We start from the raw sequence: 25,962 nt of genomic DNA on the forward strand, positions 1-25,962 counted from the left end.
GGACTACACCGGCGACGGCCTAGAGCCGTGCGGTCATCAAGACCCAGCCGTCTTGCGTGTCCGACACGTCCAGTGCGGCGTAGGGGGCGTAAGCCTCTTTCAATTCGTCGGTTTGGCGTTCCAGAATACCGGCCAACACCAGGGCACCGCCAGGGGCCACATGGGCGCACAGCAGCGGAGCCAGCACCTTGAGCGGCGTGGCCAGGATGTTGGCTAGCACGGTGCCGTACCGGCCTTGCGCCTGGTCCGGCAAACCGGCCTTGAGCTGCACATGGTTGGCATGGGCGTTGAGCACGGTGGACTGCACCGCCGCATCGTCAATGTCCACCGCATCGATATCGGTGGCACCAAACTTGGCCGCACCAATCGCCAGAATGCCCGAGCCGCAACCGTAGTCCAGCACCCGCGCCAATGCCCCCGCATCCTGCCGGGCAATCCAGCGCAGGCACATACGGGTAGTGGGGTGGGTACCGGTGCCAAAGGCCAGGCCGGGGTCCAGGCGGATCACCCGCGTCGCCTCGGCGGGGGGCTCATGCCAGGTGGGCACAATCCAGAAATCCGGGGTGATGTCCACCGGCGCGAACTGCGACTGGGTCAGGCGGACCCAGTCCTGCTCCGGCACCGGAACGATGCCGAGCAGGTCACAACCCGCAAAAAAGTCCTGCACCGCCAAAACGCCTGCCGCATCGCGTGCCAGGGCCTCGGTGGCAAACAACGCCTGGATGCGTGAACGCTGCCAGCCGTCTTTGGGCGGCGGCATGCCGGGTTCGCCAAACAGAGCTTGCTCGGCATCGGTCTGTGCGTCCGCGTCTTCCACGCTCACGCTCAGGGCATCCAGGGCATCCAGCGCGTCGCTGACCATCTCGACCCGGTCTTGCGGGCACATCAAACTGATTTCAAACATTGTTCAAGTATTTAGCGCTTGTGCTGCGACAGCCACTCTTCCAGGTAATGGATGTTGGTGCCACCCGCCATGAACTTGGCATCCACCATCAGCTCGCGGTGCAGCGGAATGTTGGTGTTGATGCCTTCGATCACGGTTTCCAGCAAAGCCGTGCGCATGCGCGCCATGGCCTGTTCCCGCGTGTCACCGTGCACGATGATCTTGCCGACCATGGAATCGTAGTTCGGCGGCACGTAGTAGTTGGTGTAGACATGCGAATCCACGCGCACCCCCGGACCACCGGGCGGGTGCCACATGGTGATGCGGCCGGGCGACGGCGTGAACTTGTACGGGTCTTCGGCATTCACCCGGCACTCAATGGCGTGGCCATGGATGCTGATCTGGCGCTGGGCAAAGGGCAGTTTTTCGCCCGCCGCCACCATGATCTGGGTACGCACGATATCCACACCGGTGATCAGCTCGGTCACCGGATGCTCGACCTGCACGCGGGTGTTCATTTCGATGAAATAAAACTCGCCGTTCTCGTACAGGAACTCGAACGTACCCGCACCCCGGTAGCCAATTTTCTTGCAGGCGGCCGCGCAGCGTTCGCCAATGCGTTCAATCAGCTTGCGCGGAATGCCGGGCGCGGGCGCTTCTTCCAGCACCTTTTGGTGGCGGCGCTGCATGGAACAGTCGCGCTCGCCCAGGTAGACCACGTTCTTGAACTTGTCGGCCAGGATCTGGATTTCGATGTGGCGGGGGTTCTGGAGGTATTTCTCCATGTACACCGCGCCATTGCTGAATGCAGCCAAAGCCTCGGCCTTGGTCATTTGCACGGCATTGATCAGGGCGGCTTCGGTGTGCACCACGCGCATGCCGCGGCCACCGCCTCCGCCTGCGGCCTTGATGATGACCGGATAGCCCACCGCCTTGGCGGTACGCTTGATCACCACCGGGTCGTCCGACAGCTCGCCTTCGGAGCCGGGCACGCAGGGCACACCGGCTTTAATCATGGCCTGCTTGGCCGACACCTTGTCGCCCATCATGCGGATGTTCTCAGGCGTGGGCCCAATGAACTGGAAGCCGCTTTTTTCCACGCGCTCGGCAAAATCGGCGTTTTCGCTGAGGAAACCGTAGCCGGGATGGATGGCCTCGGCATCGGTCACTTCGGCGGCCGAAATCAGCGCGGGCATATTCAGGTAACTCATGGCCGAAGCCGCAGGCCCGATGCACACGGCTTCGTCGGCCAGCTTGACGTATTTGGCTTCCCGGTCCGCCTCGGAGTACACCATGACGGCTTTCACGCCCATTTCACGGCAGGCCCGCTGGATGCGAAGGGCTATCTCCCCCCGGTTCGCGATCAGTATTTTTTTAAACATGCGCCACCAAACTCTGTGGGTTTACTCAATCACGTACAAAGGTTGGCCGTATTCAACAGCCTGGCCGTTTTCACACAGCATTTGCACCACGGTGCCGGCTTTGTCGGCCTCGATTTCGTTCAGGATCTTCATCGCTTCGATGATGCAGATGGTGTCGCCCTCCTTGACCTGGCTGCCCACTTCCACGAAAGATTTGGCACCAGGGCTGGAAGAACGGTAGAAAGTGCCGACCATCGGCGACTTGACCACGTGGCCTGCCGGTACCGCAGGTGCGGCAGGAACGATGTCCACAGCCTGGGGTGCAGCCGCAGCCATCACCGGCGCAGCCACCATGGTGGGCTGGGCCGCTTGGTACACCATGGCACCGCCACCCTTGACGATGCGGACCTTGCCCTCGGCTTCGGTAATTTCCAGTTCTGACACGTTGGAGTCGGACACCAAGTCGATCAACGTTTTGAGTTTGCGCAAATCCATAAAACCTCCAGCCACGATGCTTGAAAAGGGGTGGAATCTACCCTAATTTCACACAACGATCGTTTATTTCTTTTATTTACATCTGACAGACTGCCGCAAAAGACAGCTTGCAGGGGGCAAGTCTGCCACCGAATGCGCTATTTCAACCCTGCCCACGCTTGTAAATCAGCAGGGTTAACCCTGCCCATTTTACGGTGAAGTACCGTCCCGGCCGACCCGAGCACCACGGTAAACGGCAAGCCCCCAGCCAGGTTGCCCAGCGACCGCCCCAGCTCAGTCCCCCCTAGACCGGCCATGGCGATGGGATAACTGACCGGCGTTTTTTGTAAAAAGCTACGCACCGAACTGGGTTGGTCCACCGCCAAGCCCAGCACTTGCCAGCCGTTGACCGCATTTTCTTGAAAGAAGCGGCTGAGCATGGGCATCTCTTCCACACAGGGCGGGCACCAGGTGGCCCAGAAATTCAGCAGCACCGGGCGACCGCGCAAAGCCTGCATCGCCAGAGGTGCACCCTGCGGGGTGTTAAAACTGAGCCCCCACAACGCCTCTTCCACACCCGAAAGCAGGGGCGCGGGCTGGTATTTCCACCAAGCCACACCGGCACCCGCCAAGCCAGCGGCTGCCGCCACCCCGACCATGAGTCGGCGGCGTGAAGAGGCCATCATGGCGCGCCTTCCGCCAGCAAGCGGCGCACGGCAGCGGTGTCGCCCCGCGGGGCGCGGCCTTTGGAGTCGGGCTTCAGGGCCCCCCGCAGGTCGTCCAGGTCATAGACCATGAAGTGCACACCCACGGTTTCACCCAGTTCGGGGCTCAGACTGGCAAAGCTCAGCGCCTCGACCGGTTCGCCGCGAAACCCGGTGACGGTGGCCGGGGTGTAGGGCACGCGGTGGTCGATCAGTGCAATCTCGGCGGATTTGGAGTCGTCGCAAAACAGCTGAATCGCCAGGTCCGACAAGCGCGTGGCCGTGCCCTGCCACACCGCGCCGCACAAATGCGGCCGAAACCGCTCCATGCGCTCCATCCAGACCAGGGCCAACTGGCGCAGGGCGCGCAGTTCGGCGGGCTGGGTATCGCCACAAAACAGGTCGATATAGGCCCGCACCGCATCTTCCACGGTGTCGTTGCCGGGCAAAGCCGCGCGGCCTGCGCCCAGTTGCGCGGCGGCGCGGCGCTTGGCCGGGCCGTATTCCAGGCCTTCTTCCACCACCATACGGGCGGCGGTCTCGGCGATCTCTAAGGTCAGTGCATCCATGTCACGGATTTTGCCTTTTTTCACAATCCGGGTTGGGCCAGGGGCCACCCCTAAAATCCCCGCATGCACATTCATATTTTGGGTATTTGCGGCACCTTCATGGGAGGTTTGGCCGCTTTGGCGCGGGAGGCTGGGCACCGGGTCACCGGTTGCGACGCGGGGGTCTATCCACCGATGAGCGACCAGTTGCGCGCATTGGACATCGGACTGATCGAAGGCTTCTCGTCCGACCAGTTAGCCCTGAAGCCCGACATGTTCGTGGTCGGCAACGTGGTGTCGCGCGCCCGCGCAGCCGACGGCACGCCAAAATTTCCGCTGATGGAAGCCATTCTGGACGCAGGCCTGCCCTACACCAGCGGTCCGCAGTGGCTGGCCGAGCACGTGCTGCAAGGCCGCCACGTACTGGCGGTGGCGGGCACGCACGGCAAAACCACCACCACCGCGATGCTGGCCTGGGTGCTGGAGCACGCCGGGCTGCAGCCGGGCTTTCTGGTCGGTGGCGTACCGCTGAATTTCGGGGTGTCCGCCCGTTTGGGCGCGGGCAAGACCTTTGTGATCGAGGCCGACGAGTACGACACCGCCTTCTTCGACAAGCGCAGCAAGTTTGTGCACTACCGCCCGCGCACGGCGGTGCTGAACAACCTGGAATTCGACCACGCCGATATTTTTGACGACCTACCCGCCATCGAGCGCCAGTTCCACCACCTGCTGCGCACTGTGCCCAGCACCGGCCGGGTGGTGACCAACGGGCTGGAGGAAAGCCTGGCCCGCGTGCTGCACCAGGGCTGCTGGAGCGAAGTGCGCAGCTTTGGCGCGGCCGTGAGCGACTTCACCGCCCAGGGCGAACCCCACCACTTCGAGGTGTTGCAACGCGGCAAGCCAGTGGCTACGGTGGAATGGGCGCTGGGCGGCGTGCACAACCAGCTCAATGCGCTGGCCGCCATCGCCGCAGCCGACCACGTGGGCGTGCCCGCCGACGTGGCGGCACGGGCGCTGGGTGCTTTCCAAAATGTGAAGCGCCGCATGGAAGTGGTCGGAAACGTGCGCAGCATGACCGTGTACGACGACTTTGCCCACCACCCCACCGCCATCCGCACCACGGTGGACGGCCTGCGCCGCCGCATCGGGCCGGGCCAGCGCATCCTGGCGGTGTTCGAGCCGCGCAGCAACACCATGAAACTGGGGGCGATGAAGGCCCAGTTGCCATGGAGCCTGGAAGATGCCGACCTGGCGTTTTGCCACAGCGGCGGCCTGGGCTGGGATGCCCGCAGCGCCCTGGAACCCATGGGCGACCGGGCCCAGGTGGCCGACACGGTGGATGCGCTGGTGGCGCAGGTGGTGGCCGCGGCCCAGCCGGGCGACCACATCCTATGCATGAGCAATGGCGGGTTCGGCGGCATCCACGCCAAACTGTTGAACGAACTACAAAATTAGTAGCTGCTTGTGCTTATAGGATAAGCGCCAGAGGCACTTTTTATATATAAATTCTCAACCTCTCCCAAACCGGCTATTCCGGGCTGGTGGTGTCGCCCCCTGCCAACGGCGCGGCGCAACGCGAACCCGCAGGCGGGGTGGCGCTGGCCGCGATTTCAGACAGCGACGACGGGTCGAACACCGAGGGGCGCTGGTTGGCCGACGACAGCCAGTTCATTTCGCCCGAGACGGTGGACAGCGCACCGTCAAAATACAGGCTGACCAGGTCGCGGCCCAGTTGCTCAGGGTTCAGGCCGCTGTGCAGCAGTTGCTCCAGGCTGCAGGGGCCAATCTCCAGCGCGCGCAACACCGTGCGCAGAGAATCCTTGAGCCAGGCTTCGGGTACCTGGGGCGGGCGCAGCAGCCGGATGGCATCGGTCTTGAACGCCACCGGCAGCAGATCGGCCACAGAGTGCTGGGCAAACTGCCACATCACCTCGCGCAAACCCACTTTCTGGAACCGGGGCGGCAGCGGCTCGGGGGTGGGTGCACGTTGGGCCCACACCGCTTGCTCCAACTGCACCGGGCTGGCATCTGCCAGATAGTCGATGCGGCGCTTGGGAATGTCCACCACCGCCAACAAAACGCCTTGGTGCGTCAGCGCATAGACCCCGAGCGACAGGCTGCCCACCCGTTGGTACAGCAAAGCCCCCAGGAAATACTGCGCCCGCAAAGGCAGCAGCCAGGTCTCGAACTTTTTCAGCACCATGCGCACCGCGCGCTCGGACTCGGGCTCAAAGGTGGTCAGCGGCTCAATTTCGCGGGCTGACAAGGGCGTGGTGAAGGCCAAGGGCCGGTCCACCTGGTCCAGCTGGAGCAGCAGCTCCGGCTCGGCGCTGCGGCTGTCGGGTACGGTCAGGGTGCCGTCGTCGTGCAGCCGGGCGGCCGCACCGTTGATGCACCAGGCATCGGCTTCGGAGAACTTGGCCACCCGCCAGGCGGGCAAACTGGTCGGCTGGTAGGGTAAGACGGCCACCAAAGCGGCCCTTTGCGGCGGTGACAGTCCCGCCAAACCCAGCCAAAAAACAGGTCGATCCAGTGCCATGCTGCTGCTCCGTTCACAAATTCAACGAATCCACCCCAAAAAAGGGGCAGATTCGCTCCGTGAAACTCAGCTTACCCGACGCGCCTGGACTGCGGCTGACAAAATTTCCAGCGTTTGCAAAGACTGGTCCCAGCCCAGGCAGGCATCGGTGATGCTCTGGCCGTAAGCGAGCGACTTCTGGTCGGTCTTGCCGGGGGTGAACTTCTGCGCGCCCTCGACCAGGTGGCTTTCCACCATCAGACCAAACACCTGGTGCGAGCCCCCCGCCACCTGGCCCGCGATGTCGCGCGCCACCTCAATTTGCTTTTCGTGCTTTTTGCTACTGTTGGCGTGGCTGCAATCGACCATCAGGGTGGCGGGCATCTGGGCGGCGCTGAGCTCGGCGCAGGCGGCGGCCACACTGGCAGCGTCGTAGTTAGGCGCCTTGCCACCGCGCAGAATGACGTGGCAGTCCTTGTTGCCATTGGTTTGCACGATGGCGACCTGGCCGTTCTTGTGCACCGACAGGAAGTGGTGGCCGCGGGCTGCCGCCTGGATGGCATCGGTGGCGATGCGGATGTTGCCGTCGGTGCCGTTCTTGAAGCCAATGGGGGCCGACAGGCCGGAAGCCAGCTCGCGGTGCACCTGGCTCTCGGTGGTGCGCGCGCCAATCGCGCCCCAGGCGATCAGGTCGCCTATGTACTGGGGCGAAATCACGTCCAGGAACTCGCTACCGGCGGGCAGGCCCAGGCGGTTGATGTCGATCAGCAACTGGCGGGCGATGCGCAGGCCTTCGTCGATGCGGTAGGTTTCATCCAGGTAGGGGTCGTTGATCAGGCCCTTCCAGCCCACGGTGGTGCGGGGTTTTTCGAAGTACACGCGCATCACAATCTCCAGCGTGTCGGCGTATTTCTCGCGCTGCACCATCAGGCGGCGGGCATATTCCATGGCCGCTGCCGGGTCGTGGATGGAGCAGGGGCCAATCACCACCAGCAGGCGGTCATCGGTGCCCGCCATGATGTTGTGGATATTTTTGCGGGTGGCGGTGATCAGCGTCTCGACCGGCGTGCCGCTGATGGGGAAGAAGCGGATGAGATGTTCTGGAGGGGGTAGCACGGTAATGTCCTTGATGCGTTCGTCGTCGGTTTTGCTGGTTTTTTCGACGCTTGCATACCAGTTGTCACTGGCGGGGTGGGTCTTGGCATTCATGGGTTGCTCCTGTGGGTTTTGTATAGAAAAGGAAAAAAGGGGACGAAAAAAAACCGCCTGAGAGCTTAAGGCTCCGGCGGTTTTCATGAAGGGCTTGCTTGTCTACAACTTAGCCTCTCATCCGCCGGGGACTGAGAACCAAAAGTAAAAGTAGGCAAACACGCTTTGATGCATAGCAGCTCAATGTACCACAGGCAATTTAAGCTGTGCCGCCGACCGTCAGGCCGTCGATGCGCAAGGTGGGCTGGCCCACGCCTACCGGCACGCTCTGGCCTTCTTTGCCGCAGGTGCCCACACCGGGGTCGAGTTTCATGTCGTTGCCGATCATGCTGACCTTCTTCAGGCACTCGGGGCCGCTGCCGACGATGGTCGCACCCTTGACCGGGTACTGGATCTTGCCGTTTTCCACCCAGTAGGCTTCGCTGGCCGAGAACACGAACTTGCCCGAGGTGATGTCCACCTGGCCACCGCCAAAGTTGCTGGCGTACAGGCCTTTTTTGATGCTGCCAATGATTTCCTGCGGGTCTTTGTCGCCCCCCAGCATGTAGGTGTTGGTCATGCGCGGCATGGGGATGTGGGCGTAGCTCTCGCGCCGGCCATTGCCGGTGGGTTTGACTCCCATCAGGCGGGCGTTCATCGCGTCCTGGATGTAGCCTTTCAAGATGCCGTCTTCGATCAGCACGTTGCGCTGGCTGGCGCAGCCTTCGTCGTCCACGTTCAGCGAGCCGCGGCGGTCGCTGATGGTGCCGTCGTCCAATACTGTCACGCCCTTGGCGGCGACGCGCTGGCCGATGCGGCCACTGAAGGCGCTGGAGCCCTTGCGGTTGAAGTCGCCTTCCAGCCCGTGGCCGATGGCTTCGTGCAGCAGGATGCCAGGCCAGCCGGAACCCAGCACCACGGTCATCACACCCGCCGGGGCCGGGCGGGATTCGAGGTTGGTCAGCGCGGCGTGCACGGCGGCATCCACATATTCATTGAGCATGGCATCGTCAAAGTAGGCCAGCCCAAAGCGGCCACCGCCACCGCCCGAACCCATTTCGCGGCGCACCACGCCTTTGACGGTGGCCTCGGCAATCACCGTGACGCTCAGTCGCACCAGCGGGCGCACGTCGGCGGCCAGGGTGCCATCGGCACGGGCGACCATCACTACGTCGTATTCGGCAGCCAGTCCGGCCATGACCTGGGCCACGCGCGGGTCTTTGGCGCGGGCCAGCTTTTCCACCCGCTCCAGCAATTTGACCTTGGCCGTGCTGTCCAGCGTGGCGATAGGGTCTACGCCCATGTACAGGCTACGGCTTTTTGCTACTTTTTGTGTAGCTACCTTCGCCCGTCTGTTTTGCGCAGCAGCCGAAATAGACCGGACGGTACGTGCCGCATCGAGCAGAGCCGCTTCGGAGATGTCGTCGGAATAGGCAAAGGCGGTTTTCTCGCCGCTCACGGCGCGCACGCCCACGCCCTGGTCGATGCTGAAAGAACCGGTTTTGACGATACCCTCCTCCAGGCTCCAGCCCTCGCTGCGGGTGTACTGGAAGTACAGGTCGGCATCGTCCACCTTGTGCGCGGTGATTTCCGCCAGCGCACGGCCCAGGTGGGCGGGTGTCAGGCCAAAAGGCTCCAGCAAGAGCGATTGGGCGATGGCAAGACGTTCGAGGGTAGGTTCGCGAGAGATCATGCGGCCCATTATAGGAAGCGCCCCCCAGTGCGAGAAAGCCAAGGGCATTGCGCACCGCCCAGATGCGCACGCGGGCCGGTGTGACCCCCAACCCCCCCAGCGGCTCATGGATGCGGGAGGGGTCAACCTGGGGCACCCGCACCTTGTACCAACTTACGCAGCAGTCACGACGAAAATATCGTACACAAATAATTTTATTAAAAACTAAATGAAACATTGAATACAAATTAATGTAAATTTTTTAAGGGTGTGGTGTTAACTTCATCCGGTCAATTCTGCGGCCGCGAAATTGGCGGATTTCACAACCCTCCATCCACCCCAGAGAGAAATATGCACCCACCAGCAACATCCTCGATTTCCGCCCTGTCCGCCCATGAAATTGACCAGGTCAGCGGCGCAGGCTTCTTTGGCAGCCTGATTGGCAGCACCTTGCACACCGCCAACGTGGTCACCAACCAGATCCTGAACACCGCAGTCATTTCGTCTGTGGGCCAAACTTTCAATCTGCTAGGCCCGGTAGGCGTTGGCATCCATGCGGCAGCCGATACCGGCGGTTACCTCGTCTTCCAAACGGTGGAGGCCGTGGCCACCGCCGTGGGCGGCCCACAGGGTCCGGTGCCGTACCACTACGACACCGAGTGGCCCTGATCCGGCTCTAGCCATGCGACCGGGCAGCCTTCTGGGCGGGCCCGGCTCCTCGCCACACCTTTGCCGCCATGGGACCTGTCCGGACAGGCCTTGGCAGCATTTCTTGCACCTCTATGTCCCCCATTCCGTCTACCGATCGCCGTACATTCCTGGCTCGCGCGGGCCTGCTCGGGGCCTGGCTGCCCTTTTCGCAGCTCGGCTCCGCCCATGCGTCCGCCAACTGTGCTGTGCCACCCGCTTTTCCGAGCCAGATCCCGCTGTACCGGCAGAGCTTCAAGAACTGGGCCGGCGACATCGCCGTGGACGATGTCTGGACCTGCGCGCCGCGTTCTGCCGACGAGGTGGTGGAAGTCGTCAACTGGGCGCGCCACGCGGGCTACAAGGTGCGCCCGCGCGGCATGATGCACAACTGGTCGCCGCTGACCATGGCGGCGGGCACGCCAGCCTGCGCCGCGGTGCTGCTGCTGGACACCACCCAGCACCTGACGGCCATTTCCGTGGACACCCGGACGTCGCCCTGCACCGTGACGGCCCAGACCGGCATCACCATGCAGGCGCTGCTGACACGCCTGGAGGCCGCCGGGCTCGGCATGGCCGCCACGCCCGCCCCTGGCGACCTGACCCTGGGCGGTGTGCTGGCCATCGACGGCCACGGCACGGCAGTACCTGCCAAAGGCGAGTCCCGGCAGGCTGGGCACACCTATGGCTCGGTGAGCAACCTCGTGCTGTCGCTCACCGCGGTGGTATTTGACAGCGCGCAGCAACGGTATGTACTGCGCACGTTCGCCCGCAATGACCCGGCAATTGCCCCCTTGCTGGTACACCTGGGCCGGGCCTTCATCGTCGAGGCCCGCCTGCAGGTCGGCACCAACCAGCGCCTGCGTTGCCAGAGCCGCATGGACATCGCGGCCACCGAACTATTCGCCCCCCAGGGTAGCGGTGGGCGCACCTTCACCAGCTTTCTGGACAGCGCGGGCCGGGTCGAAGCCATCTGGTTCCCCTTCACCGCCTTCCCGTGGCTCAAGGTGTGGAGCGTCTCGCCCACCAAGCCGCTGCTGGCCCGCCGCGTGTGGGGGCCTTTCAACTACGTGTTTTCGGACAACGTGCCCTTCGAAATCACCGACCTGCTGGCCCGCATCGTGCGCGGCGAGCCCTGGCTCACGCCGCTGTTCGGGCAGACGCAGGCGAAGCTGTCGGCGCTCGGCCTGGCCAGCACCCTGTCGCTAGATCTGTGGGGCTGGTCCAAGGACCTGCTGCTGTATGTGAAGCCCACCACCTTGCGCGTCACGGCCAACGGCTATGCGGTGCTGACGCGGCGCTCAGACGTGCAACGCACGCTGCATGAATTCACCAGCTTCTACCAGTCGCGCGTGGACGCCTGGCAGCGCAGCGGCAAATACCCGATGAACGGCCCGGTCGAGATCCGGGTGACCGGCCTGGACCAGTCTGGCGACGTGGCCATGGCGGGCGCGGTAGCCCCCGCGTTGTCGGCTGTACGCCCCCGGCCCGACCACCCGGAGTGGACGGTGGCGGTGTGGTTCGACATCCTCACCGTGCCCGGGACCCCGCATGCCAACGCCTTCTACCGCGAGATCGAGCAGTGGATGCTGTCGAACTTCTCGGGCAGCTACGCCGCCGTGCGGCCCGAATGGTCCAAAGGCTGGGGCTACACCGACACCGCCGCCTGGGACGATGCCCACGTGCTCGGCTACACCGTGCCGCAGGCCTACCGCGACGGGCAAGCCATCGGCGAGCGCTGGGAAGCAGCCCAGACCGCCTACAACCAGCACGACCCCTACCGGGTGTTCAGCTCTCCACTGCTGGACCGGCTGCTGCCTTGAGCGTGCCTGCCCCGCCGCTGTTCCGGCCCGAGGCACTGGAGCGGCAGCACCGCAACTGGCTCGGCAGCATCACCATGGTGCGACCACTCAGCTATGGCGTGTGGACGGCGCTGGCCTGTGGCATGGCGCTGCTGGTGGTGGGCTTTTTCACCTGGGGCAGCTACACCCAGCGCAGCACCTTGTCGGGCCATCTGATGCCGTCCACCGGGCTGGTGCGGGTGCACGTGCCGCAATCGGGCGTGGTGCAGCGCATGCGGGTGGCAGAAGGCCAGAGCGTGCAGCAGGGCCAGGCCTTGTTCGATCTGGGCAGCGACCGCCAGTCCGCCAGCGGGTCATCGGACAGCGGCGTGCACGCCACGGTGAGCGCACGCGTGCGGCAGCGCGGCGATTCTCTACAGACCCAGACGGCCCAGACCTTGGCCTTGCAAACGCAGGAGACAAGCGCCTTGGCGGCACGTCTCGCCCGGCTGAAGGCGCAGGCCGATACGCTGGACGCGCAAATCGCCAGCCAACGCCAACGCACCACGCTCGCCGCCGAAACGGAAGCCCGCTCTGCGGGCCTGGTGGCGCAAGGCTTCTATTCCAAAGAGCAGGCCCAGCAACGCCAGGCCGAACTGCTGGACCAACAGGTCAAGCTGCAAGGCCTGCTGCGCGAGCAAGCCCACACCGCCCAAGAAATCCAGGCGCGCAGCGACGAACTGCGCGCCCTGCCCTTGCGCCACCAGGCCCAATTGGCCGAACTGGAACGCAACCGCCTGGGCGTGGAACAAGAGCTGGCCGAGAGCGAGTCACTGCGGCAACTGGTCATCCACGCGCCACAGGGCGGGGTGGTGACGGCCATCGTGGCCGAAGCCGGGCAAACCGCTGACCCCGGGCGGGCGCTGCTGAGCATCGTGCCCGCAGGCGCGGTGCTGCAGGCCCATCTGTATGCGCCGAGCCGCGCCATCGGCTTCATCCGCGTGGGCGACACCGTGCGCCTGCGCTACCAGGCATACCCCTACCAGAAGTTCGGCCAGGCCCAGGGCGTGGTGTCGGCGATTGCGAAGACCGCCCTGCCCGCTGCCGAACTGGCGGCCACCGGCGCCCTGCCCAGCGCCGCAGTCGCGCAGAACGAGCCGCTCTACCGCATCACGGCCACCCTGCAGTCACAAACCATGCACGCCGCCCAGCGCGTGTGGCCGCTGCAGGTCGGCATGGTGGTGGAGGCCGATGTGATGCAGGACAAACGCCGCCTCTATGAATGGGTGCTGGAGCCGCTGTACGGCATGGCGGGCAAGCTGTGACGGATCGACCATGCTGAACCGGCTCGCCCTGGGCCTGCGCCGCGCCCCGCCGCTGGTCTTGCAGACCGAAGCCACCGAATGCGGCCTGGCCTGCCTGGCCATGGTGGCGCGCCACCACGGCGATGCCACCGACCTGGCCACGCTGCGCCAGCGCTTCCCGGTATCGCTCAAGGGCGCGACGCTGGCGCACCTGTTGCAGGTAGCCCGGCAGATGCAGCTGGGCAGCCGCCCGGTCAAGCTGGCGCTGCACGACCTGGGCCAGCTCAAGCTACCCTGCGTGCTGCACTGGGACTTCAACCATTTCGTGGTGCTGACGACCGTGGGCAAGCACCATGTCACTGTGCTGGACCCGGCCCATGGCGAGCGGCGGCTGCCGATGGCAGAGGTCTCCGGCTCGTTCACCGGCGTGGCGCTGGAGCTGTGGCCCGATGTGGATTTCACACCCAAGGAGGCACCACCGTCGGTCAAGCTGGGCAGCCTGATGGGGCGGGTGACCGGCCTGTACCGCTCGTTCGGGCAGATCCTGCTGCTGTCGCTGGTGCTGGAAACCTTCGCGCTGACCAGCCCGTTCTTCATGCAGTGGGTGGTGGACCACGTCATCGTCGGCCAGGACCGCGACCTCCTGGGCGTGCTGGTCGTGGGCTTCGGCCTGCTGATGCTGATGCAGCAGGCCGTGTCGGCAGCGCGCAGCTGGACCCTGATGGGCATGGGCACCACGCTCAGCGTGCAGTGGCGCGCCAACGTGCTGGGCCACCTGCTGCGTTTGCCCACGCAGTATTTCGAGCGCAGACACCTGGGCGACGTGGTGTCGCGCTTCGGCGCGGTGGACAGCATCCAGGCCACGCTGACCACGTCCTTCCTGGACGCAGTGCTGGACGGCCTGATGGCCAGCATCACGCTGGTGATGATGTTCGTCTACAGCCCGGGGCTCGGCGCGATGGCCTGCGCAGCCATGCTGCTGTACCTGCTCGGACGCTGGGCCTGGTATGCGCCGCTGCGGCGCGCCACCGAGGCCGAGATCGTGCACGGCGCGCGCCAACACAGCCATTTTCTGGAAACCGTGCGCGGCGTGAAGACCATCCAGCTGTTCCAGCGGCAAGAAGAACGCCGCGCCGCCTGGCTCACGCTGCTGATCGAGCAGGTCAACGCAGGGCTGCGCACGCAAAAGCTGCGGCTGCTCTACCAGCAGTGGAACGGCCTGCTGTTCGGCCTGGAGAACCTGCTGGTGATCTGGCTCGGTGCCACGATGGTCATCGACGGCCGCTTCACCGTGGGTGCCTTGCTGGCCTTCTTGGCTTACAAGACCCAGTTCGTCGGCCGCGTGGGCGGCCTGATCGACAAGTTCTTCGAGTTCCGCATGCTGCGGCTGCAGGGCGAGCGCCTGGCCGACATCGTGCACACGCCGCCCGAAGCCACCGACGGTCTGCATCCAAGCCATGAGGACGATGCCGCGCCGCGCCCGGCCGACATTGCCATCCGTGGCCTGCACTTTGCCTACAGCGCGTATGAGCCCGCCGTGCTGCAGGGCGTGGACCTGCACATCGCAGCCGGGGAGTCGGTCGCGCTGATCGGCCCCTCGGGCTGCGGCAAGACCACGCTGGTGAACCTGCTGCTGGGCGTGTTGACGCCCACCGCAGGCGAGATCCGCATCGGCGGCGAGCCGCTGCAGACGCTAGGCCTGAACACGCTGCGCAGCATGGTCGGCACGGTGCTGCAGGACGATGTGCTGTTCGCCGGGTCGATTGCCGACAACATCGCTTTTTTCGACCCGCAACCCGACCGTGGCTGGGTTCAGGCCTGCGCGCAGATGGCCGCCATCGCCGACGACATCGCCCAGATGCCCATGCACTACAACACGCTGGTGGGCGACATGGGAACGGTGCTCTCGGGCGGGCAGCGCCAGCGCATCCTGCTGGCGCGCGCCCTGTACAAGCGGCCCCGCATCCTGCTGCTGGACGAGGCCACCAGCCACCTGGACGTGGCGCGCGAAAAGCTGGTCAACAGCGCGATTGCCGCACTGCAACTCACCCGCATCATCGTGGCGCACCGGCCCGACACCATTGCCAGCGCCAGCCGGGTGATTGCGCTGCAGCACGGCAAGGTAGCGCTGGATGCGCCGGTGGCGACCATGTTTGCGCCCTCCCCGGCGGGCTGAAGAATCAGGACTGCACCAGCCGCCGCGCCTTGGAAATCGACATCAAAATGCCCAGCCCCAGCCCCAGCGTAACCATGGCCGTGCCGCCGTAGCTGATGAAGGGCAAGGGCACGCCCACCACCGGCAGGATGCCGCTGACCATGCCCATGTTGACGAAGGCATAGGTAAAGAAAATCAGCGTCACGCTGCCTGCTAGCAGGCGCGAGAACAGGGTCGGTGCGTCCATGGCGATCACCAGGCCACGCAGGATCAAAAACAAAAATCCGGATATCAGCAGCAGGTTGCCTACCAAACCGAACTCTTCGGAAAAAGCCGCAAAAATAAAGTCGGTGGTGCGCTCGGGGATGAATTCCAGATGGGTTTGCGTGCCCTGCATGAAGCCCTTGCCCAGCACCCCACCCGAGCCGATGGCGATCATGCCCTGGATGATGTGAAAGCCTTTGCCCAGCGGGTCGCGGCTGGGGTCCATCAGGGTGCAGATGCGCTGTTGCTGGTAATCGTGCAGCACCACCCAGCGCACGCCGTCGGCACACAGGTCGGGCGCATACAGCACCACCAGCCCCATACCGACCAGGGCCAGCAAAAACGGTGGCACGATCAGCTTCCAACCCAAGCCCGCAAAAAACATCACCGACAGCCCGGTGGACATCACCAAAATGGCGGTCCCCAGGTCGGGCTGCTTGACGATCAACGCGACCGGCACCAGTAGCAACATTCCGGCGACCAGGAAGTCCAGCGGCCGCAGTTGCCCCTCGCGCCGCTGGAACCACCAGGACAGCATCAAGGGCATGGCGATTTTGAGGATTTCACTGGGCTGGATGGTGACGCCCAGATTGATCCAGCGCCGTGCACCTTTTTTGGTGATGCCGAATATGGCCACGGCGATGAGCAGGGCAACACCAATGGTGTACATGGGCACGGCAAACGCCATCAGCCGCTGCGGTGGAATTTGCGCCACCACAAACAGGATAAAGCCCGCCAGCAGCATGTTGCGGCCATGGTCCCGGAAACGGGTGCCGTGGTCGTATCCGGAGGAATACATGGTCAGCAGGCCGGCACACACCAGTAAGAAGATGGCAAACGCCAATGGACCGTCGAAGCCGCGAAACAGCGGCCCAATGCGCTGCCACAGCGGAGGTTTTTCAAAGACAACAGACATCCCGCGATTATCGCGGCTGCCAGAGGCAGGTCTAGGCTAGCCTGCCAGAACGCGGTTCTTGCCGTTACGCTTGGCCAGGTACATGGCCTGGTCGGCGCGCTTGATGCAGTCGGTGCCCGCCTCGTCAGTGCCCAACTGCGCCACACCGGCGCTGAAGGTGATCAGCACCTTTTGGTTATCGCGCAAAAAGAACTTCTTGGTCAGTTCGCGCTGCAACCGGGTCAAAGTGCCCACGCCCAGCTCCAGCAGGGTGTCGGGCAGCACGATAACGAACTCCTCCCCACCGTAGCGGGCCAGGGTGTCCTGGGGCCGCATGGATTCGCGGGTGACGTTGGCCAGGTGGGTCAGGGCTTCGTCCCCTGCCTCGTGGCCCAGGTCGTCGTTGAGCTTTTTGAAGTTGTCGATGTCCAGCAGTGCCAGGCACAGGGGGGTATCTTTGCGCCGGGCGTTGGCGATTTCGCGCCGGATGGCTTCGTCCAGTCCGCGGCGGTTGAGTGCACCGGTCAGCGGGTCGTGCCGGGCCTGGGCGCTGACGCGGTCCAGCTCCAGGTGCAACTTGCTGATTTCGGCCTCGGCCTGCTCGGTTTTTGCACGCATGGCCTGGAGCTGGTCGCGCGAGTTTTGCGTATCCAACGCCATGCTGCGGGTGGCGCTGAGCGCGGTTTGCAGCACCGGGCCGAGCTCCTCAATGTTCTGCACCTGCTCGATCTGGCGTGCACATTCTTCAATTTTGTCGTGGTAGGCACCGCTGGACTCGCCCATCAACGACAGCCGGTCCACAAACGCGGCCAGCAACTGGCGCATTTGCGTCTGGGCTTCAAAGGCACGGGCCTTGGCCTCGGACTGCTTGCCGATCACGTCCACCAGCCGCCGCTGCACATCGTCCAGGCGGCGCAGGCTCAACGGTGGGGTGGATGCCAGGACCAGCGCGTCGATCTGCCCGCGCAGCCACTGGTCGTCGATGCAGAGCTCGCCAATATTGGTAAACACCAGGTGCAGCAGCTGCAGCAAGGCGTTCTTGATCTCGAACTGGTCTTCGGCCGTGAACGACAGCCGGTGGGTGAAATTGGCCAGCATGGTCTTGGTGCGCGGTAGATCCGGCACCGGCTGACGGATAAATCCTAGCAACTCGCGGGCCTGCTCCAGAAAGCGCGGGTCGTCGGTGCCGAGTGCGGGCAAGGCATTGTCGATCAGGCGGGCAATCTGCTCCATGAATTCGGGGGTCAGCGCCGGGTTGGCCGGGCTGCTGGCCGGGCTGGCCAAAGCCCCCAATCCGCTGTCACCAAAACCCGAGTTGCCGTTAGCGGGCGCGCCAAGCATGCCAAACCCGGCATAACCCACCAGGGCATTTTGCACACCGTCCCAGCTACGCTGGGTAATGGCCGATTCAAGCAAACCGCATTGCTTTTGCTGGCCGGGGTTTTTGGCGGGCAGCGCCGCCGCAATCAGGCGCAGGCGTTCAAACGGAAAGTGCGCGGGCACCATGGTGCCCGCCACCTCGTGGTACAGCGTCTGGTAGTTTTCTGGCGTAGGAGCCAACTTTTTGACACTGAGCAACCGGAAGGTTTCGCGGGCGATTTCGGCAGGGGATCGTTCAGCCATGGAGCTTTGTAATTAATCTTTCGGGACTTGCGCCTCCCAGGGACGGCTATCGTAATGGCTCAACCCGCTATCTCAAAGCCGCGAGTACCTACGATTTTGATAGCATCTTCGCATGCTTGCACCCTATTTTGCTACCCATCTGCTGTATCTTCACGGCTTTCGCTCGTCGCCGCAGTCGGCCAAGGCCCGGCAGGTGGCCGTACGCGTGCAGACCCAGCACCCGGGTGTGACCTGGTGGTGCCCGCAGCTTCCGCCGTCGCCCCGGGAGGCTATCGACCTGCTGCGCCAGGGCATTGCCGACTGGCCGTGGGAGACGATGGCGGTGGTGGGCTCGTCCCTGGGCGGCTTTTACGCCACCTGGATCGCCGAACACACGGGTTGCAAAGCGGTACTGCTGAACCCTGCGGTGGACCCGGCGCGGGATCTGGCCCGGTACATCGGCGAGCAGACCACTTGGCAAAACCCGCAAGAGCGTTTTTTCTTCGAGCCCGCCTTTATCGGCGAATTGCAGGCCCTGGCCCTGCACAACCAGCCGCCACCCGAGCGCTACCGGGTACTGATCGCCAAGGGCGACGAGGTGCTGGATTGGCGCGAAATGGCGGCCCGCTACGCCAGCGCCCAACCCACGCTGCTGGAGGGCGGTGACCACGCGCTGAGCGACTTCGACGCGCACATCGACGGCGTGTTTCGTTTTCTCAACCTCTTGCCTGGCCCATCGCCCAAATAAACAGGCCACGGCGCATGGGAGAATTCAGCCCATGTTTGCATTATTTGAAGAAGCCGGAAAATTCATGGCCGGACGCATCTTGTCTGAGGCGGAGTCGTCCGCGCAGGTCGAGCTCGACAGTGGCAAGCGGGTCAAGGTCAAGGCCGCCAACCTGTTGCTGAAGTTCGACAAGCCCACGCCCGCCGTCCTGTTGCAGGGTGCCCAGCTGGTCGCCGCCGACATCGAGCTGGAGATGGCCTGGGAGTTCGCCCCCGAGGACGACTTTGGCTTTGCCGACCTGGCGCGCGACTATTTCAGCCTGAACGCCACGCTGGAGCAGCAAACCGCCATGCTGCTGCGCCTGTTTGACGCGCCCCATTACTTCCGCCGCGCGGGCAAGGGGCGGTTTCGCAAGGCATCCGCCGAGATCCTGCAGCTAGCGCTGGCCGCCATCGAGAAAAAGCAGCAGCTTGCACTACAAATTGCGGCCTGGGCGGAGGAGCTAAGCCAGGGCTCATGCCCACCGGCTGTGCGTGAGCAGCTATACAAAATACTGTTCAAACCCGATAAAAACGGCCCTGAATACAAGGCCGTGGTCGAGGCCTCGCGCGCCACCCACAAAGCCCCGCTGGTGCTGCTGCAGCACGCCGGGGCCATCGACTCGCCCTACCAGTTCCACTGGCGGCGGTTTTTGCTGGAGAACTTTCCCAAGGGCACGGGTTTCCCGAACTTGGACGCGCCACAGATCGTGGACGACCTGCCGCTGTCGACCGCACAGGCGTTTTCCATCGACGATTCGCAAACCACCGAGATCGACGATGCGCTGTCGGTGCAAGGCCTGGGCACGGGTACGGTCACGCTGGGCATCCACATTGCCGCGCCCGGCCTGGCCATCACACCCGGCAGCGCCATCGACCAGCTGGGCCGCGCCCGCCTGTCCACCGTCTACATGCCCGGCTACAAGCTGACCATGCTGCCCGACGCAGTGGTGCAAAACTACACCTTGCAAGAGGGCCGCGACTGCCCCGCCGTGTCGCTGTATGCCACGCTGGATGAGGCCACGCTGGAGATCACCGCTACCGAGACGAAGCTGGAGCGGGTGCACATCGCCGCCAATCTGCGGCACGACCAACTCGATACGCTGGTGACCGCTGAATGGCTGGAGAACCCGGATTTTGAGCATGAAATTGGCACCCAGCGCTTATCCATTGAGCGTGAGCAGCTATCATTTTTGTATAAACTGGCTAAACACCTGAAGGCCCAGCGCGAAGTGGTGCGCGGCAAGCCCGAGAACTTCAACCGGCCCGACTACAACTTCAAGCTGGTCGGCAAGACCGCCGACGAGCCGGTGGGCGACGAGCAGGTGCAAATCACCACCCGCCAGCGCGGAGCCCCCCTGGACCTGATGGTGGCCGAGGCCATGATCCTGGCCAACAGCACCTGGGGCCAGTGGATGGCCGAGAACGGCGTGCCCGGCATCTACCGCAGCCAGGCCAGCCTGCTGCCCGGCGTAAAAGTGCGCATGGGCACCAAGGCGCTGCCGCACGCGGGCATCGGGGTTAAAAGCTACGCCTGGAGCACCTCGCCCCTGCGCCGCTACACCGACCTGGTCAACCAGTGGCAGATCATCGCCTGCGCCCGGCACGGTAAAACCGCCGCCCTGGCCGCGCCGTTCAAGCCCAAGGATGCCGACCTGTTCTCCATCATCTCGATGTTTGACGCGGCCTACGCCACCTACAACGGCTACCAAGGTGCCATGGAGCGCTTCTGGACGCTGAAGTACCTGCAGCAAAACGGCATCACCGAGATCGTCGGCAGCATCTTCAAAGACGGCATGGTCCGCGCGGATGACTTACCGCTGGTGTTGCCCGTGATGGGCGATGCGCCGCGCGGTGCCAAGGTGCGGGTCAAGCTGGGCGACATCGACGAGATCACGCTGGACGTGCACGGCACCGTGGTCGAGCGGCTGGACACGCCGGTCGAGGTGGCATCCGACGCACCCGCCGAAGAAGCCGAGGACGACGAAGACGACACCTCCGCCGGGCCGATTGCCATCGCCGTCGACATGGACGAGCCCGAAGCCGCTGCCGCATCCGCCGTCGAACCCGCACCGTGACCTGGCGCTTCCTTCGCAACTTCACCGCCCTGCAGATTGCGCTGGGGGTGTCCATCACCCTGCACGCGGTGCTGCTGACGCTGCGCTTCGTCGACCCCGACTCCTTCAACCGGGTGTTCCAGGACACGCCGCTGGAGGTGATTCTGGTCAACGCCAAGTCCACCACCCCGCCCGACCGCGCCACGGCGATTGCCCAGGCCTCACTGGCCGGCGGCGGTGAGGCGGATGCAGGCCGCGCCACCTCGCCGCTGCCGCCGTCGGCCATCACCGACCTGGGCGAAACCATGGAAGCCACGCAGCGCAAGATGGACGCGATGCAGCAGCAGCAAACCATGCTGCTGGCGCAGGTGACCCAGCAGCTGGCCAGCCTGCCTATTCCAGACCCCAAAAAGGCCAGCAATTCGCCCGAAGCCGCCGCGCAGGAAGAAAAACGCCGCCAGTTGCTGAACCTGCTGGGCGAGATCGAGCGGCGTATCAACCAGGAAAATGCCCGCCCCAAGCGCCGCTACGTCAGCCCCGCTACCCGCGAAGAGGTGTACGCGGTGTACTACGACAATCTGCGCCGCCGGGTGGAAGACCGGGGCACCGAGAACTTCCCCGAAGTGGCGGGCAAAAAGCTCTATGGCGCGCTGACCATGATCGTCACCGTCAACTTTGATGGCCAGGTGCTGGCCACCCAGATCGCCGAAAGCTCGGGCAACCGCACGCTGGACCGCCGCGCCGAGGCCATCGTGCGCAATGCCGGGCCGTTTGGCCTGTTCAGCGACGCGATGCGGGCTAAAGTGGACCAGTTGGTGGTGGTGTCGCGCTTTCGCTTCACCCGCGACCAGACGCTGGAAACCAAGGGTGGCACCACCCCCTGACCCCTTTTTTAGACAGAAAGTACGTGTATGGACCGCTATTGCGTGATGGGCAACCCGATAGAACACAGCCGGTCGCCGTGGATCCAGAGCCGGTTTGCCGTGTTGATGGGCCACAGCCTGCAGTACGACAAGCGCCTGGTGCCGCTGGACGGCTTTGCGCAGGCGGTAGCCGCCTTCCGCGCCGAGGGCGGGCTGGGCTGCAACATCACCGTGCCCTTCAAATTTGAGGCTGCCGCACTGGCCGATCACCTGTTGCCGCGCGCCCAACTGGCGGGGGCCAGCAACTTCCTGCACTTCCGCGATGGCGGCATCCATGCCGACAACACCGATGGCGCAGGCCTGGTCAACGACATCCAGAACAATGCCGGGGTGGCCCTGGCGGGTCGCGATGTGCTGCTGATCGGTGCCGGTGGCGCGTCCGCCGGGGTGCTGGGGCCGCTGATCGCCGCCCAGGCCCGCCGCATTACCGTAGCCAACCGCACCCTGGGCAAGGCCGAAGCCCTGGTGGCACGCCACGCCGCACTGGCCCAGGCCCACGGCGTGTTGGTTGACAGCGCCGAGCTGGCCGCCGTACAAACGCCTTACCACGTGGTAGTCAACGCCACCGCCAGCAGCCTCAGCGGCGCAGGCGTGCCGGTGTCGCCCAGCGTGCTGCAAGCCGGCGCGCTGGCGCTGGACATGATGTACGGCCCGGCGGCAGCCGGTTTCATGGATTGGGCCCGCGCGCACGGAGCCATTGCACGCGACGGCCTGGGCATGCTGGTCGAGCAGGCGGCAGAGGGCTTTTTGCTCTGGCGCGGCGTGCGCCCACCTTCGGCGCAGGTACTGGCCGAGCTGCGCGCCACCCTGGGCTGACACGATGCGCTCCCTGCTGCGCTGGCTGCTGCTGGCGGTTTTTGCCGCGCTAGCGCTGCAACTGTTTTTTGTGGGCCGCATCGCCCTGATGCTGGTGGTGGACCCGCAATCCACCGCCTTTGAGCGCTCGGAGGCCTGGCGGCTATTGACCAGCCCAGACAAATCCTTGCGCTGGAAGCAGGAATGGGTGCCGTACAGCCAGATTTCGGACAACCTCAAACGCGCCGTCATCGCCTCGGAAGACAGCAGCTTCAGCAACCACGACGGCGTGGACTGGGAGGCACTGGAAAAAGCCTGGGAAAAGAACGAAAAAGCCGAGGCACGTGCAGCCAAACTGGCCGCCCCGGCCAAGGCCAAAGCGGCTGCCACAGCCAAGCCGGTCAAACCACCCAAGGTCATCGGTGGCTCCACCATCACCCAGCAACTGGCGAAAAACCTGCTGCTGTCGGGCGAACGCACACTGCTGCGCAAGGGCCAGGAATTCGTGCTGACCATGGTGCTGGAGCATGTGTTGGACAAGCAGCGCATCCTCGAGATCTACCTCAACAACGTGGAATGGGGCGAAGGCGTGTTTGGTGCTGAGGCTGCCGCGCAGCACTATTACCGCAAACCCGCGTCCCGCCTCAGCGCGTATGAAGCCGCCCGGCTGGCGGTGATGCTGCCCCGGCCCAAGTATTTTGAAAAACTGCCCAAATCCGGCTACCTGGGCAGCCGCGCCTCCACCATCGTGGCCCGCATGGCCAGCGCCGAGCTGCCTTGACGGGCGGGATGGATAATGCGGGGCATTCCTGCTGAAACTGCCTGAGCCTTCCCATGTCTGACATCCTCGAACAAATCATCACCGTCAAGCGCACAGAGATCGCCGCCGCGATGCGCCGTACCTCCCTGGCAGACATGCGTGCCGACGCAGAATCCCGCGTACTCACCCGCGACTTTGTGGGTGCCATGCGCAAAAAAATCGCCGCTGGACAGGCTGCCGTCATCGCCGAGATCAAAAAGGCCAGCCCTTCCAAAGGCGTGCTGCGCGCCGACTTCATCCCTGCCGACATCGCCCAAAGCTACGCCGAATATGGCGCGGCCTGTTTGTCCGTGCTCACTGACAAACAGTTCTTCCAAGGCCAGGTGGACTACCTGAAACAGGCACGCGCTTCCTGCCAGTTGCCGGTGCTGCGCAAGGACTTCATCGTCGATGCCTACCAGGTCTATGAATCCCGCGCCATGGGAGCCGACTGCATTTTGCTGATCGCCGCCGCCCTGGACGATGGCCACATGGCCGAACTGGAAGCCATTGCCCGCTCGCTGGACATGGCCGTGTTGGTGGAAGTGCACGATGCCGCCGAGCTGCAGCGCAGCCTGAAGCTGAAAACCCCGCTGATCGGCATCAACAACCGCAATCTGCGTACTTTCGAGGTCAGCCTGGACACCACGCTGACGCTGCAAAAAGACGTGCCTGCGGATCGTCTGCTGGTCACAGAGAGCGGCATCCTGACCACGGCCGACGTACAGCGTATGCGCGACGCCAACATCCACGCGTTCCTGGTCGGCGAAGCCTTCATGCGCGCGGCCGACCCTGGCGTGGCGCTGGCGGGCCTGTTTTCTACGCAATAACGCACCCGCCATGCCTCTTTTTCAAGAGGACCGCTTGCAAAGCTGGCCGCCCCTCGCCACCAGCGTCGCACCCGACTGGCAGCCTTGCGTGGCGGACTTTCTGGCTTCGGTGCCAGGCCAGCAGCTCAGCCAGTTTCTGAACCACCGCCTGGCCCAGAAGGCTACGATCTACCCGCCACAGCCCTTGCGCGCGCTGGCCCTCACGCCATTGAGCAAAGTCAAGGTTGTCATCCTGGGGCAAGACCCTTATCACGGCCCAGGACAGGCCGAAGGGCTGGCATTTTCGGTAGCGCCCGGCATCCAGCCACCGCCCTCGCTGCGCAACATCTTCAAAGAACTCCAGCAAGAATGCATGCCGCGCCGGGCCCCAGGCGGATCCCTGGCCGCCTGGGCCGAGCAAGGCGTTTTGCTGCTGAACACCTGCCTGACGGTCGAGGACGGATTGCCCGCCAGCCACGCCAAACGCGGTTGGGAAGCCTTGACGGACGCGGTGGTCATGCAAGTCGCACAAACCGTACCGGTGTGCGTCTACCTGCTGTGGGGAGCCCACGCCCAAAGCAAATCGCCGCTGATTCACCAAGTCGCCGCAGCCCATGGCCGACGCATTCTGGTGTTGCAATCCAACCACCCCTCCCCGCTCTCGGCACTGCGCCCGCCCACACCGTTCATAGGTTCCGGCCACTTTCGGCTAGCCAGCAATTTCCTGCTGCAGGCGGGTTCCGCCGCCATCGACTGGTCGCACACGGCATGAAGACAAAATTAAGCCGCCCGAAGCCATCGGTCACCACAACGCGGTATGATTGAAAGCTGTTAAATACAGAGTGGTTAGCCAGCTAAAAACTCTGTGCTATAATTTAAGGCTTCGCCGGAGAGGTGGCCGAGTGGTTAATGGCAGCAGACTGTAAATCTGCCCTCTTACGAGTACGCTGGTTCGAATCCAGCCCTCTCCACCAGCGAAACGTCAGAAATGACAGCCAGTTTTTAAAGTATTGACAAGCGGGTTTTGGGTTTGGCGTGAATGTTTCGTCTCGGATGTCTCGGCATCAGATCGCGGGAGTAGTTCAATGGTAGAACCCTAGCCTTCCAAGCTAATGACGCGGGTTCGATTCCCGTCTCCCGCTCCAAAGGCGTTTGTCAGTAGTTAGTTGAGGTTGTGTTGCTTCGGGTCTTCCGCAGCGATGCAACAAGTGCCCATTTGGCTCAGTGGCAGAGCACTCCCTTGGTAAGGGAGAGGTCCCGGGTCCGATTCCCGGAATGGGCACCAGTATTTTGAAAGCGCGCCGAATCCAGTAGGTGCCGATGGTTGGGTAAATTTGGTTTATTTTTTTCGGAGCTCCTTGGAGAGTTGAAAAATGGGAAAAGAAAAGTTCACACGTACCAAGCCCCACGTCAATGTGGGCACGATCGGCCACGTTGACCATGGCAAAACCACGCTGACCGCCGCCATCACCACCGTGCTGGCAGCCAAGTTCGGCGGCCAGGCCAAGGCCTACGACCAAATCGACGCAGCGCCCGAAGAAAAAGCGCGCGGTATTACTATCAATACCGCCCACGTCGAATACGAAACCGCCAACCGCCATTACGCCCACGTGGACTGCCCAGGCCACGCCGATTATGTGAAGAACATGATCACGGGTGCCGCCCAGATGGACGGCGCTATTTTGGTGTGCTCGGCTGCTGACGGCCCCATGCCCCAGACCCGCGAACACATCCTGTTGGCCCGCCAGGTGGGCGTGCCTTACATCATCGTGTTCCTG

The 25,962-nt window shown here is 63.8% G+C and carries 23 protein-coding genes and 3 tRNA genes; 16 read left to right on the forward strand and 10 right to left on the reverse strand.

Annotated elements, in window-relative coordinates; all coding sequences use genetic code 11:
• Nucleotides 1–19: 19 nt before the first annotated feature.
• From prmA to AC097O_RS22830, 5 genes are all read right to left on the reverse strand, one after another.
• The gene (gene prmA, locus AC097O_RS22810; protein ID WP_479595248.1) at nucleotides 20–904 is read right to left on the reverse strand and encodes a 50S ribosomal protein L11 methyltransferase; all 885 of its coding nucleotides are present in this window, start codon (nucleotides 902–904) and stop codon (nucleotides 20–22) included.
• 11 nt (nucleotides 905–915) lie between these two features.
• Nucleotides 916–2,265 carry an acetyl-CoA carboxylase biotin carboxylase subunit gene (gene accC / locus AC097O_RS22815; RefSeq protein WP_479595249.1) on the reverse strand — a complete coding sequence of 450 codons (1,350 nt, stop codon included), beginning with the start codon at nucleotides 2,263–2,265 and terminating at the stop codon, nucleotides 916–918.
• Nucleotides 2,266–2,286: 21 nt separating this feature from the next.
• Entirely contained in the window at nucleotides 2,287–2,739 is a 453-nt protein-coding gene (accB, locus tag AC097O_RS22820; protein ID WP_479595250.1) for an acetyl-CoA carboxylase biotin carboxyl carrier protein, read from the reverse strand.
• 137 nt (nucleotides 2,740–2,876) lie between these two features.
• Complete coding sequence (locus AC097O_RS22825) at nucleotides 2,877–3,335, reverse strand: TlpA family protein disulfide reductase (protein ID WP_479595251.1); 459 nt, start codon at nucleotides 3,333–3,335, stop codon at nucleotides 2,877–2,879.
• A 65-nt stretch (nucleotides 3,336–3,400) separates the two neighbouring features.
• Nucleotides 3,401–3,991, reverse strand: a complete 591-nt coding sequence (locus AC097O_RS22830; RefSeq protein ID WP_479589249.1) for a hypothetical protein — start codon at nucleotides 3,989–3,991, stop codon at nucleotides 3,401–3,403.
• Between the two features lie 63 nt (nucleotides 3,992–4,054).
• Here AC097O_RS22830 and mpl point away from each other — a divergent pair, with 63 nt between their 5' ends.
• Nucleotides 4,055–5,425, forward strand: a complete 1,371-nt coding sequence (mpl, locus tag AC097O_RS22835) for a UDP-N-acetylmuramate:L-alanyl-gamma-D-glutamyl-meso-diaminopimelate ligase (RefSeq protein WP_479595252.1) — start codon at nucleotides 4,055–4,057, stop codon at nucleotides 5,423–5,425.
• Between the two features lie 73 nt (nucleotides 5,426–5,498).
• On the opposite strand, the gene AC097O_RS22840 is transcribed toward mpl, so the two are convergent.
• From AC097O_RS22840 to tldD, 3 genes are all read right to left on the reverse strand, one after another.
• A complete protein-coding gene (locus AC097O_RS22840) occupies nucleotides 5,499–6,443 on the reverse strand; it encodes a hypothetical protein (RefSeq protein WP_479595253.1) in 945 nt (314 codons plus the stop codon).
• Nucleotides 6,444–6,575: 132 nt separating this feature from the next.
• A complete protein-coding gene (locus tag AC097O_RS22845; RefSeq protein WP_479595254.1) occupies nucleotides 6,576–7,697 on the reverse strand; it encodes a 3-deoxy-7-phosphoheptulonate synthase in 1,122 nt (373 codons plus the stop codon).
• A 199-nt stretch (nucleotides 7,698–7,896) separates the two neighbouring features.
• Nucleotides 7,897–9,369, reverse strand: a complete 1,473-nt coding sequence (gene tldD, locus AC097O_RS22850; protein WP_479595255.1) for a metalloprotease TldD — start codon at nucleotides 9,367–9,369, stop codon at nucleotides 7,897–7,899.
• Nucleotides 9,370–9,699: 330 nt separating this feature from the next.
• On the opposite strand from tldD, the gene AC097O_RS22855 reads away from it, so the two are divergent.
• The 4 genes from AC097O_RS22855 to AC097O_RS22870 all read left to right on the forward strand — a co-directional run bounded on the left by AC097O_RS22855 (nucleotide 9,700) and on the right by AC097O_RS22870 (nucleotide 15,296).
• Nucleotides 9,700–10,017 carry a hypothetical protein gene (locus tag AC097O_RS22855; protein ID WP_479595256.1) on the forward strand — a complete coding sequence of 106 codons (318 nt, stop codon included), beginning with the start codon at nucleotides 9,700–9,702 and terminating at the stop codon, nucleotides 10,015–10,017.
• Nucleotides 10,018–10,130: 113 nt separating this feature from the next.
• Nucleotides 10,131–11,858, forward strand: coding sequence for a cholesterol oxidase substrate-binding domain-containing protein (locus AC097O_RS22860; protein WP_479595257.1), 1,728 nt, complete (start codon nucleotides 10,131–10,133; stop codon nucleotides 11,856–11,858).
• Between the two features lie 2 nt (nucleotides 11,859–11,860).
• Nucleotides 11,861–13,141 carry an HlyD family secretion protein gene (locus AC097O_RS22865; RefSeq protein WP_479595267.1) on the forward strand — a complete coding sequence of 427 codons (1,281 nt, stop codon included), beginning with the start codon at nucleotides 11,861–11,863 and terminating at the stop codon, nucleotides 13,139–13,141.
• Between the two features lie 10 nt (nucleotides 13,142–13,151).
• Nucleotides 13,152–15,296 carry a peptidase domain-containing ABC transporter gene (locus AC097O_RS22870; protein ID WP_479595258.1) on the forward strand — a complete coding sequence of 715 codons (2,145 nt, stop codon included), beginning with the start codon at nucleotides 13,152–13,154 and terminating at the stop codon, nucleotides 15,294–15,296.
• Between the two features lie 4 nt (nucleotides 15,297–15,300).
• Here AC097O_RS22870 and rodA read toward each other — a convergent pair whose 3' ends face one another.
• Complete coding sequence (gene rodA / locus AC097O_RS22875) at nucleotides 15,301–16,455, reverse strand: rod shape-determining protein RodA (protein ID WP_479595259.1); 1,155 nt, start codon at nucleotides 16,453–16,455, stop codon at nucleotides 15,301–15,303.
• A 36-nt stretch (nucleotides 16,456–16,491) separates the two neighbouring features.
• On the reverse strand, nucleotides 16,492–18,057 hold the full coding sequence (locus AC097O_RS22880; RefSeq protein WP_479595260.1) for a GGDEF domain-containing protein: 1,566 nt from the start codon (nucleotides 18,055–18,057) through the stop codon (nucleotides 16,492–16,494).
• 112 nt (nucleotides 18,058–18,169) lie between these two features.
• Between AC097O_RS22880 and AC097O_RS22885 the strand changes: the two genes are divergently transcribed.
• The 11 genes from AC097O_RS22885 to AC097O_RS22935 all read left to right on the forward strand — a co-directional run.
• Nucleotides 18,170–18,784 carry a YqiA/YcfP family alpha/beta fold hydrolase gene (locus AC097O_RS22885; protein ID WP_479595261.1) on the forward strand — a complete coding sequence of 205 codons (615 nt, stop codon included), beginning with the start codon at nucleotides 18,170–18,172 and terminating at the stop codon, nucleotides 18,782–18,784.
• A gap of 31 nt (nucleotides 18,785–18,815) precedes the next feature.
• Entirely contained in the window at nucleotides 18,816–20,879 is a 2,064-nt protein-coding gene (locus AC097O_RS22890; RefSeq protein ID WP_479595262.1) for a ribonuclease catalytic domain-containing protein, read from the forward strand.
• On the forward strand, nucleotides 20,876–21,742 hold the full coding sequence (locus AC097O_RS22895) for an energy transducer TonB (RefSeq protein WP_479595263.1): 867 nt from the start codon (nucleotides 20,876–20,878) through the stop codon (nucleotides 21,740–21,742). Before AC097O_RS22890 ends, AC097O_RS22895 begins: the two co-directional genes overlap by 4 nt.
• A gap of 27 nt (nucleotides 21,743–21,769) precedes the next feature.
• Entirely contained in the window at nucleotides 21,770–22,597 is an 828-nt protein-coding gene (gene aroE / locus AC097O_RS22900; RefSeq protein WP_479589135.1) for a shikimate dehydrogenase, read from the forward strand.
• Between the two features lie 4 nt (nucleotides 22,598–22,601).
• A complete protein-coding gene (locus tag AC097O_RS22905) occupies nucleotides 22,602–23,357 on the forward strand; it encodes a transglycosylase domain-containing protein (protein ID WP_479589136.1) in 756 nt (251 codons plus the stop codon).
• A 53-nt stretch (nucleotides 23,358–23,410) separates the two neighbouring features.
• The gene (gene trpC / locus AC097O_RS22910) at nucleotides 23,411–24,205 is read left to right on the forward strand and encodes an indole-3-glycerol phosphate synthase TrpC (RefSeq protein ID WP_479595264.1); all 795 of its coding nucleotides are present in this window, start codon (nucleotides 23,411–23,413) and stop codon (nucleotides 24,203–24,205) included.
• Nucleotides 24,206–24,215: 10 nt separating this feature from the next.
• Nucleotides 24,216–24,956 (forward strand): uracil-DNA glycosylase, encoded by a 741-nt coding sequence (locus tag AC097O_RS22915; protein WP_479595265.1) that lies wholly within the window; start codon nucleotides 24,216–24,218, stop codon nucleotides 24,954–24,956.
• 116 nt (nucleotides 24,957–25,072) lie between these two features.
• Nucleotides 25,073–25,158 (forward strand) — tRNA-Tyr (locus AC097O_RS22920).
• 97 nt (nucleotides 25,159–25,255) lie between these two features.
• A tRNA-Gly gene (locus AC097O_RS22925) sits at nucleotides 25,256–25,329 on the forward strand.
• 65 nt (nucleotides 25,330–25,394) lie between these two features.
• Nucleotides 25,395–25,469: transfer RNA gene (locus tag AC097O_RS22930), tRNA-Thr, on the forward strand.
• An 88-nt stretch (nucleotides 25,470–25,557) separates the two neighbouring features.
• A partial coding sequence (locus AC097O_RS22935; protein ID WP_479593186.1) for a GTP-binding protein occupies nucleotides 25,558–25,962 on the forward strand: 405 nt, incomplete at its 3' end.

Source organism: Rhodoferax sp. LS1P39 (assembly GCF_056521425.1).

Bases quoted from the DNA above. Each gene is read 5' to 3' on its own strand.
- prmA (WP_479595248.1), bottom strand. From the start codon at position 904: ATGTTTGAAATCAGTTTGATGTGCCCGCAAGACCGGGTCGAGATGGTC.
- accC (WP_479595249.1), bottom strand. From the start codon at position 2,265: ATGTTTAAAAAAATACTGATCGCGAACCGGGGGGAGATAGCCCTTCGC.
- accB (WP_479595250.1), bottom strand. From the start codon at position 2,739: ATGGATTTGCGCAAACTCAAAACGTTGATCGACTTGGTGTCCGACTCC.
- AC097O_RS22830 (WP_479589249.1), bottom strand. From the start codon at position 3,991: ATGGATGCACTGACCTTAGAGATCGCCGAGACCGCCGCCCGTATGGTG.
- mpl (WP_479595252.1), top strand. From the start codon at position 4,055: ATGCACATTCATATTTTGGGTATTTGCGGCACCTTCATGGGAGGTTTG.
- AC097O_RS22845 (WP_479595254.1), bottom strand. From the start codon at position 7,697: ATGAATGCCAAGACCCACCCCGCCAGTGACAACTGGTATGCAAGCGTC.
- tldD (WP_479595255.1), bottom strand. From the start codon at position 9,369: ATGATCTCTCGCGAACCTACCCTCGAACGTCTTGCCATCGCCCAATCG.
- AC097O_RS22855 (WP_479595256.1), top strand. From the start codon at position 9,700: ATGCACCCACCAGCAACATCCTCGATTTCCGCCCTGTCCGCCCATGAA.
- AC097O_RS22860 (WP_479595257.1), top strand. From the start codon at position 10,131: ATGTCCCCCATTCCGTCTACCGATCGCCGTACATTCCTGGCTCGCGCG.
- AC097O_RS22870 (WP_479595258.1), top strand. From the start codon at position 13,152: ATGCTGAACCGGCTCGCCCTGGGCCTGCGCCGCGCCCCGCCGCTGGTC.
- rodA (WP_479595259.1), bottom strand. From the start codon at position 16,455: ATGTCTGTTGTCTTTGAAAAACCTCCGCTGTGGCAGCGCATTGGGCCG.
- AC097O_RS22880 (WP_479595260.1), bottom strand. From the start codon at position 18,057: ATGGCTGAACGATCCCCTGCCGAAATCGCCCGCGAAACCTTCCGGTTG.
- AC097O_RS22885 (WP_479595261.1), top strand. From the start codon at position 18,170: ATGCTTGCACCCTATTTTGCTACCCATCTGCTGTATCTTCACGGCTTT.
- AC097O_RS22890 (WP_479595262.1), top strand. From the start codon at position 18,816: ATGTTTGCATTATTTGAAGAAGCCGGAAAATTCATGGCCGGACGCATC.
- aroE (WP_479589135.1), top strand. From the start codon at position 21,770: ATGGACCGCTATTGCGTGATGGGCAACCCGATAGAACACAGCCGGTCG.
- AC097O_RS22905 (WP_479589136.1), top strand. From the start codon at position 22,602: ATGCGCTCCCTGCTGCGCTGGCTGCTGCTGGCGGTTTTTGCCGCGCTA.
- trpC (WP_479595264.1), top strand. From the start codon at position 23,411: ATGTCTGACATCCTCGAACAAATCATCACCGTCAAGCGCACAGAGATC.
- AC097O_RS22915 (WP_479595265.1), top strand. From the start codon at position 24,216: ATGCCTCTTTTTCAAGAGGACCGCTTGCAAAGCTGGCCGCCCCTCGCC.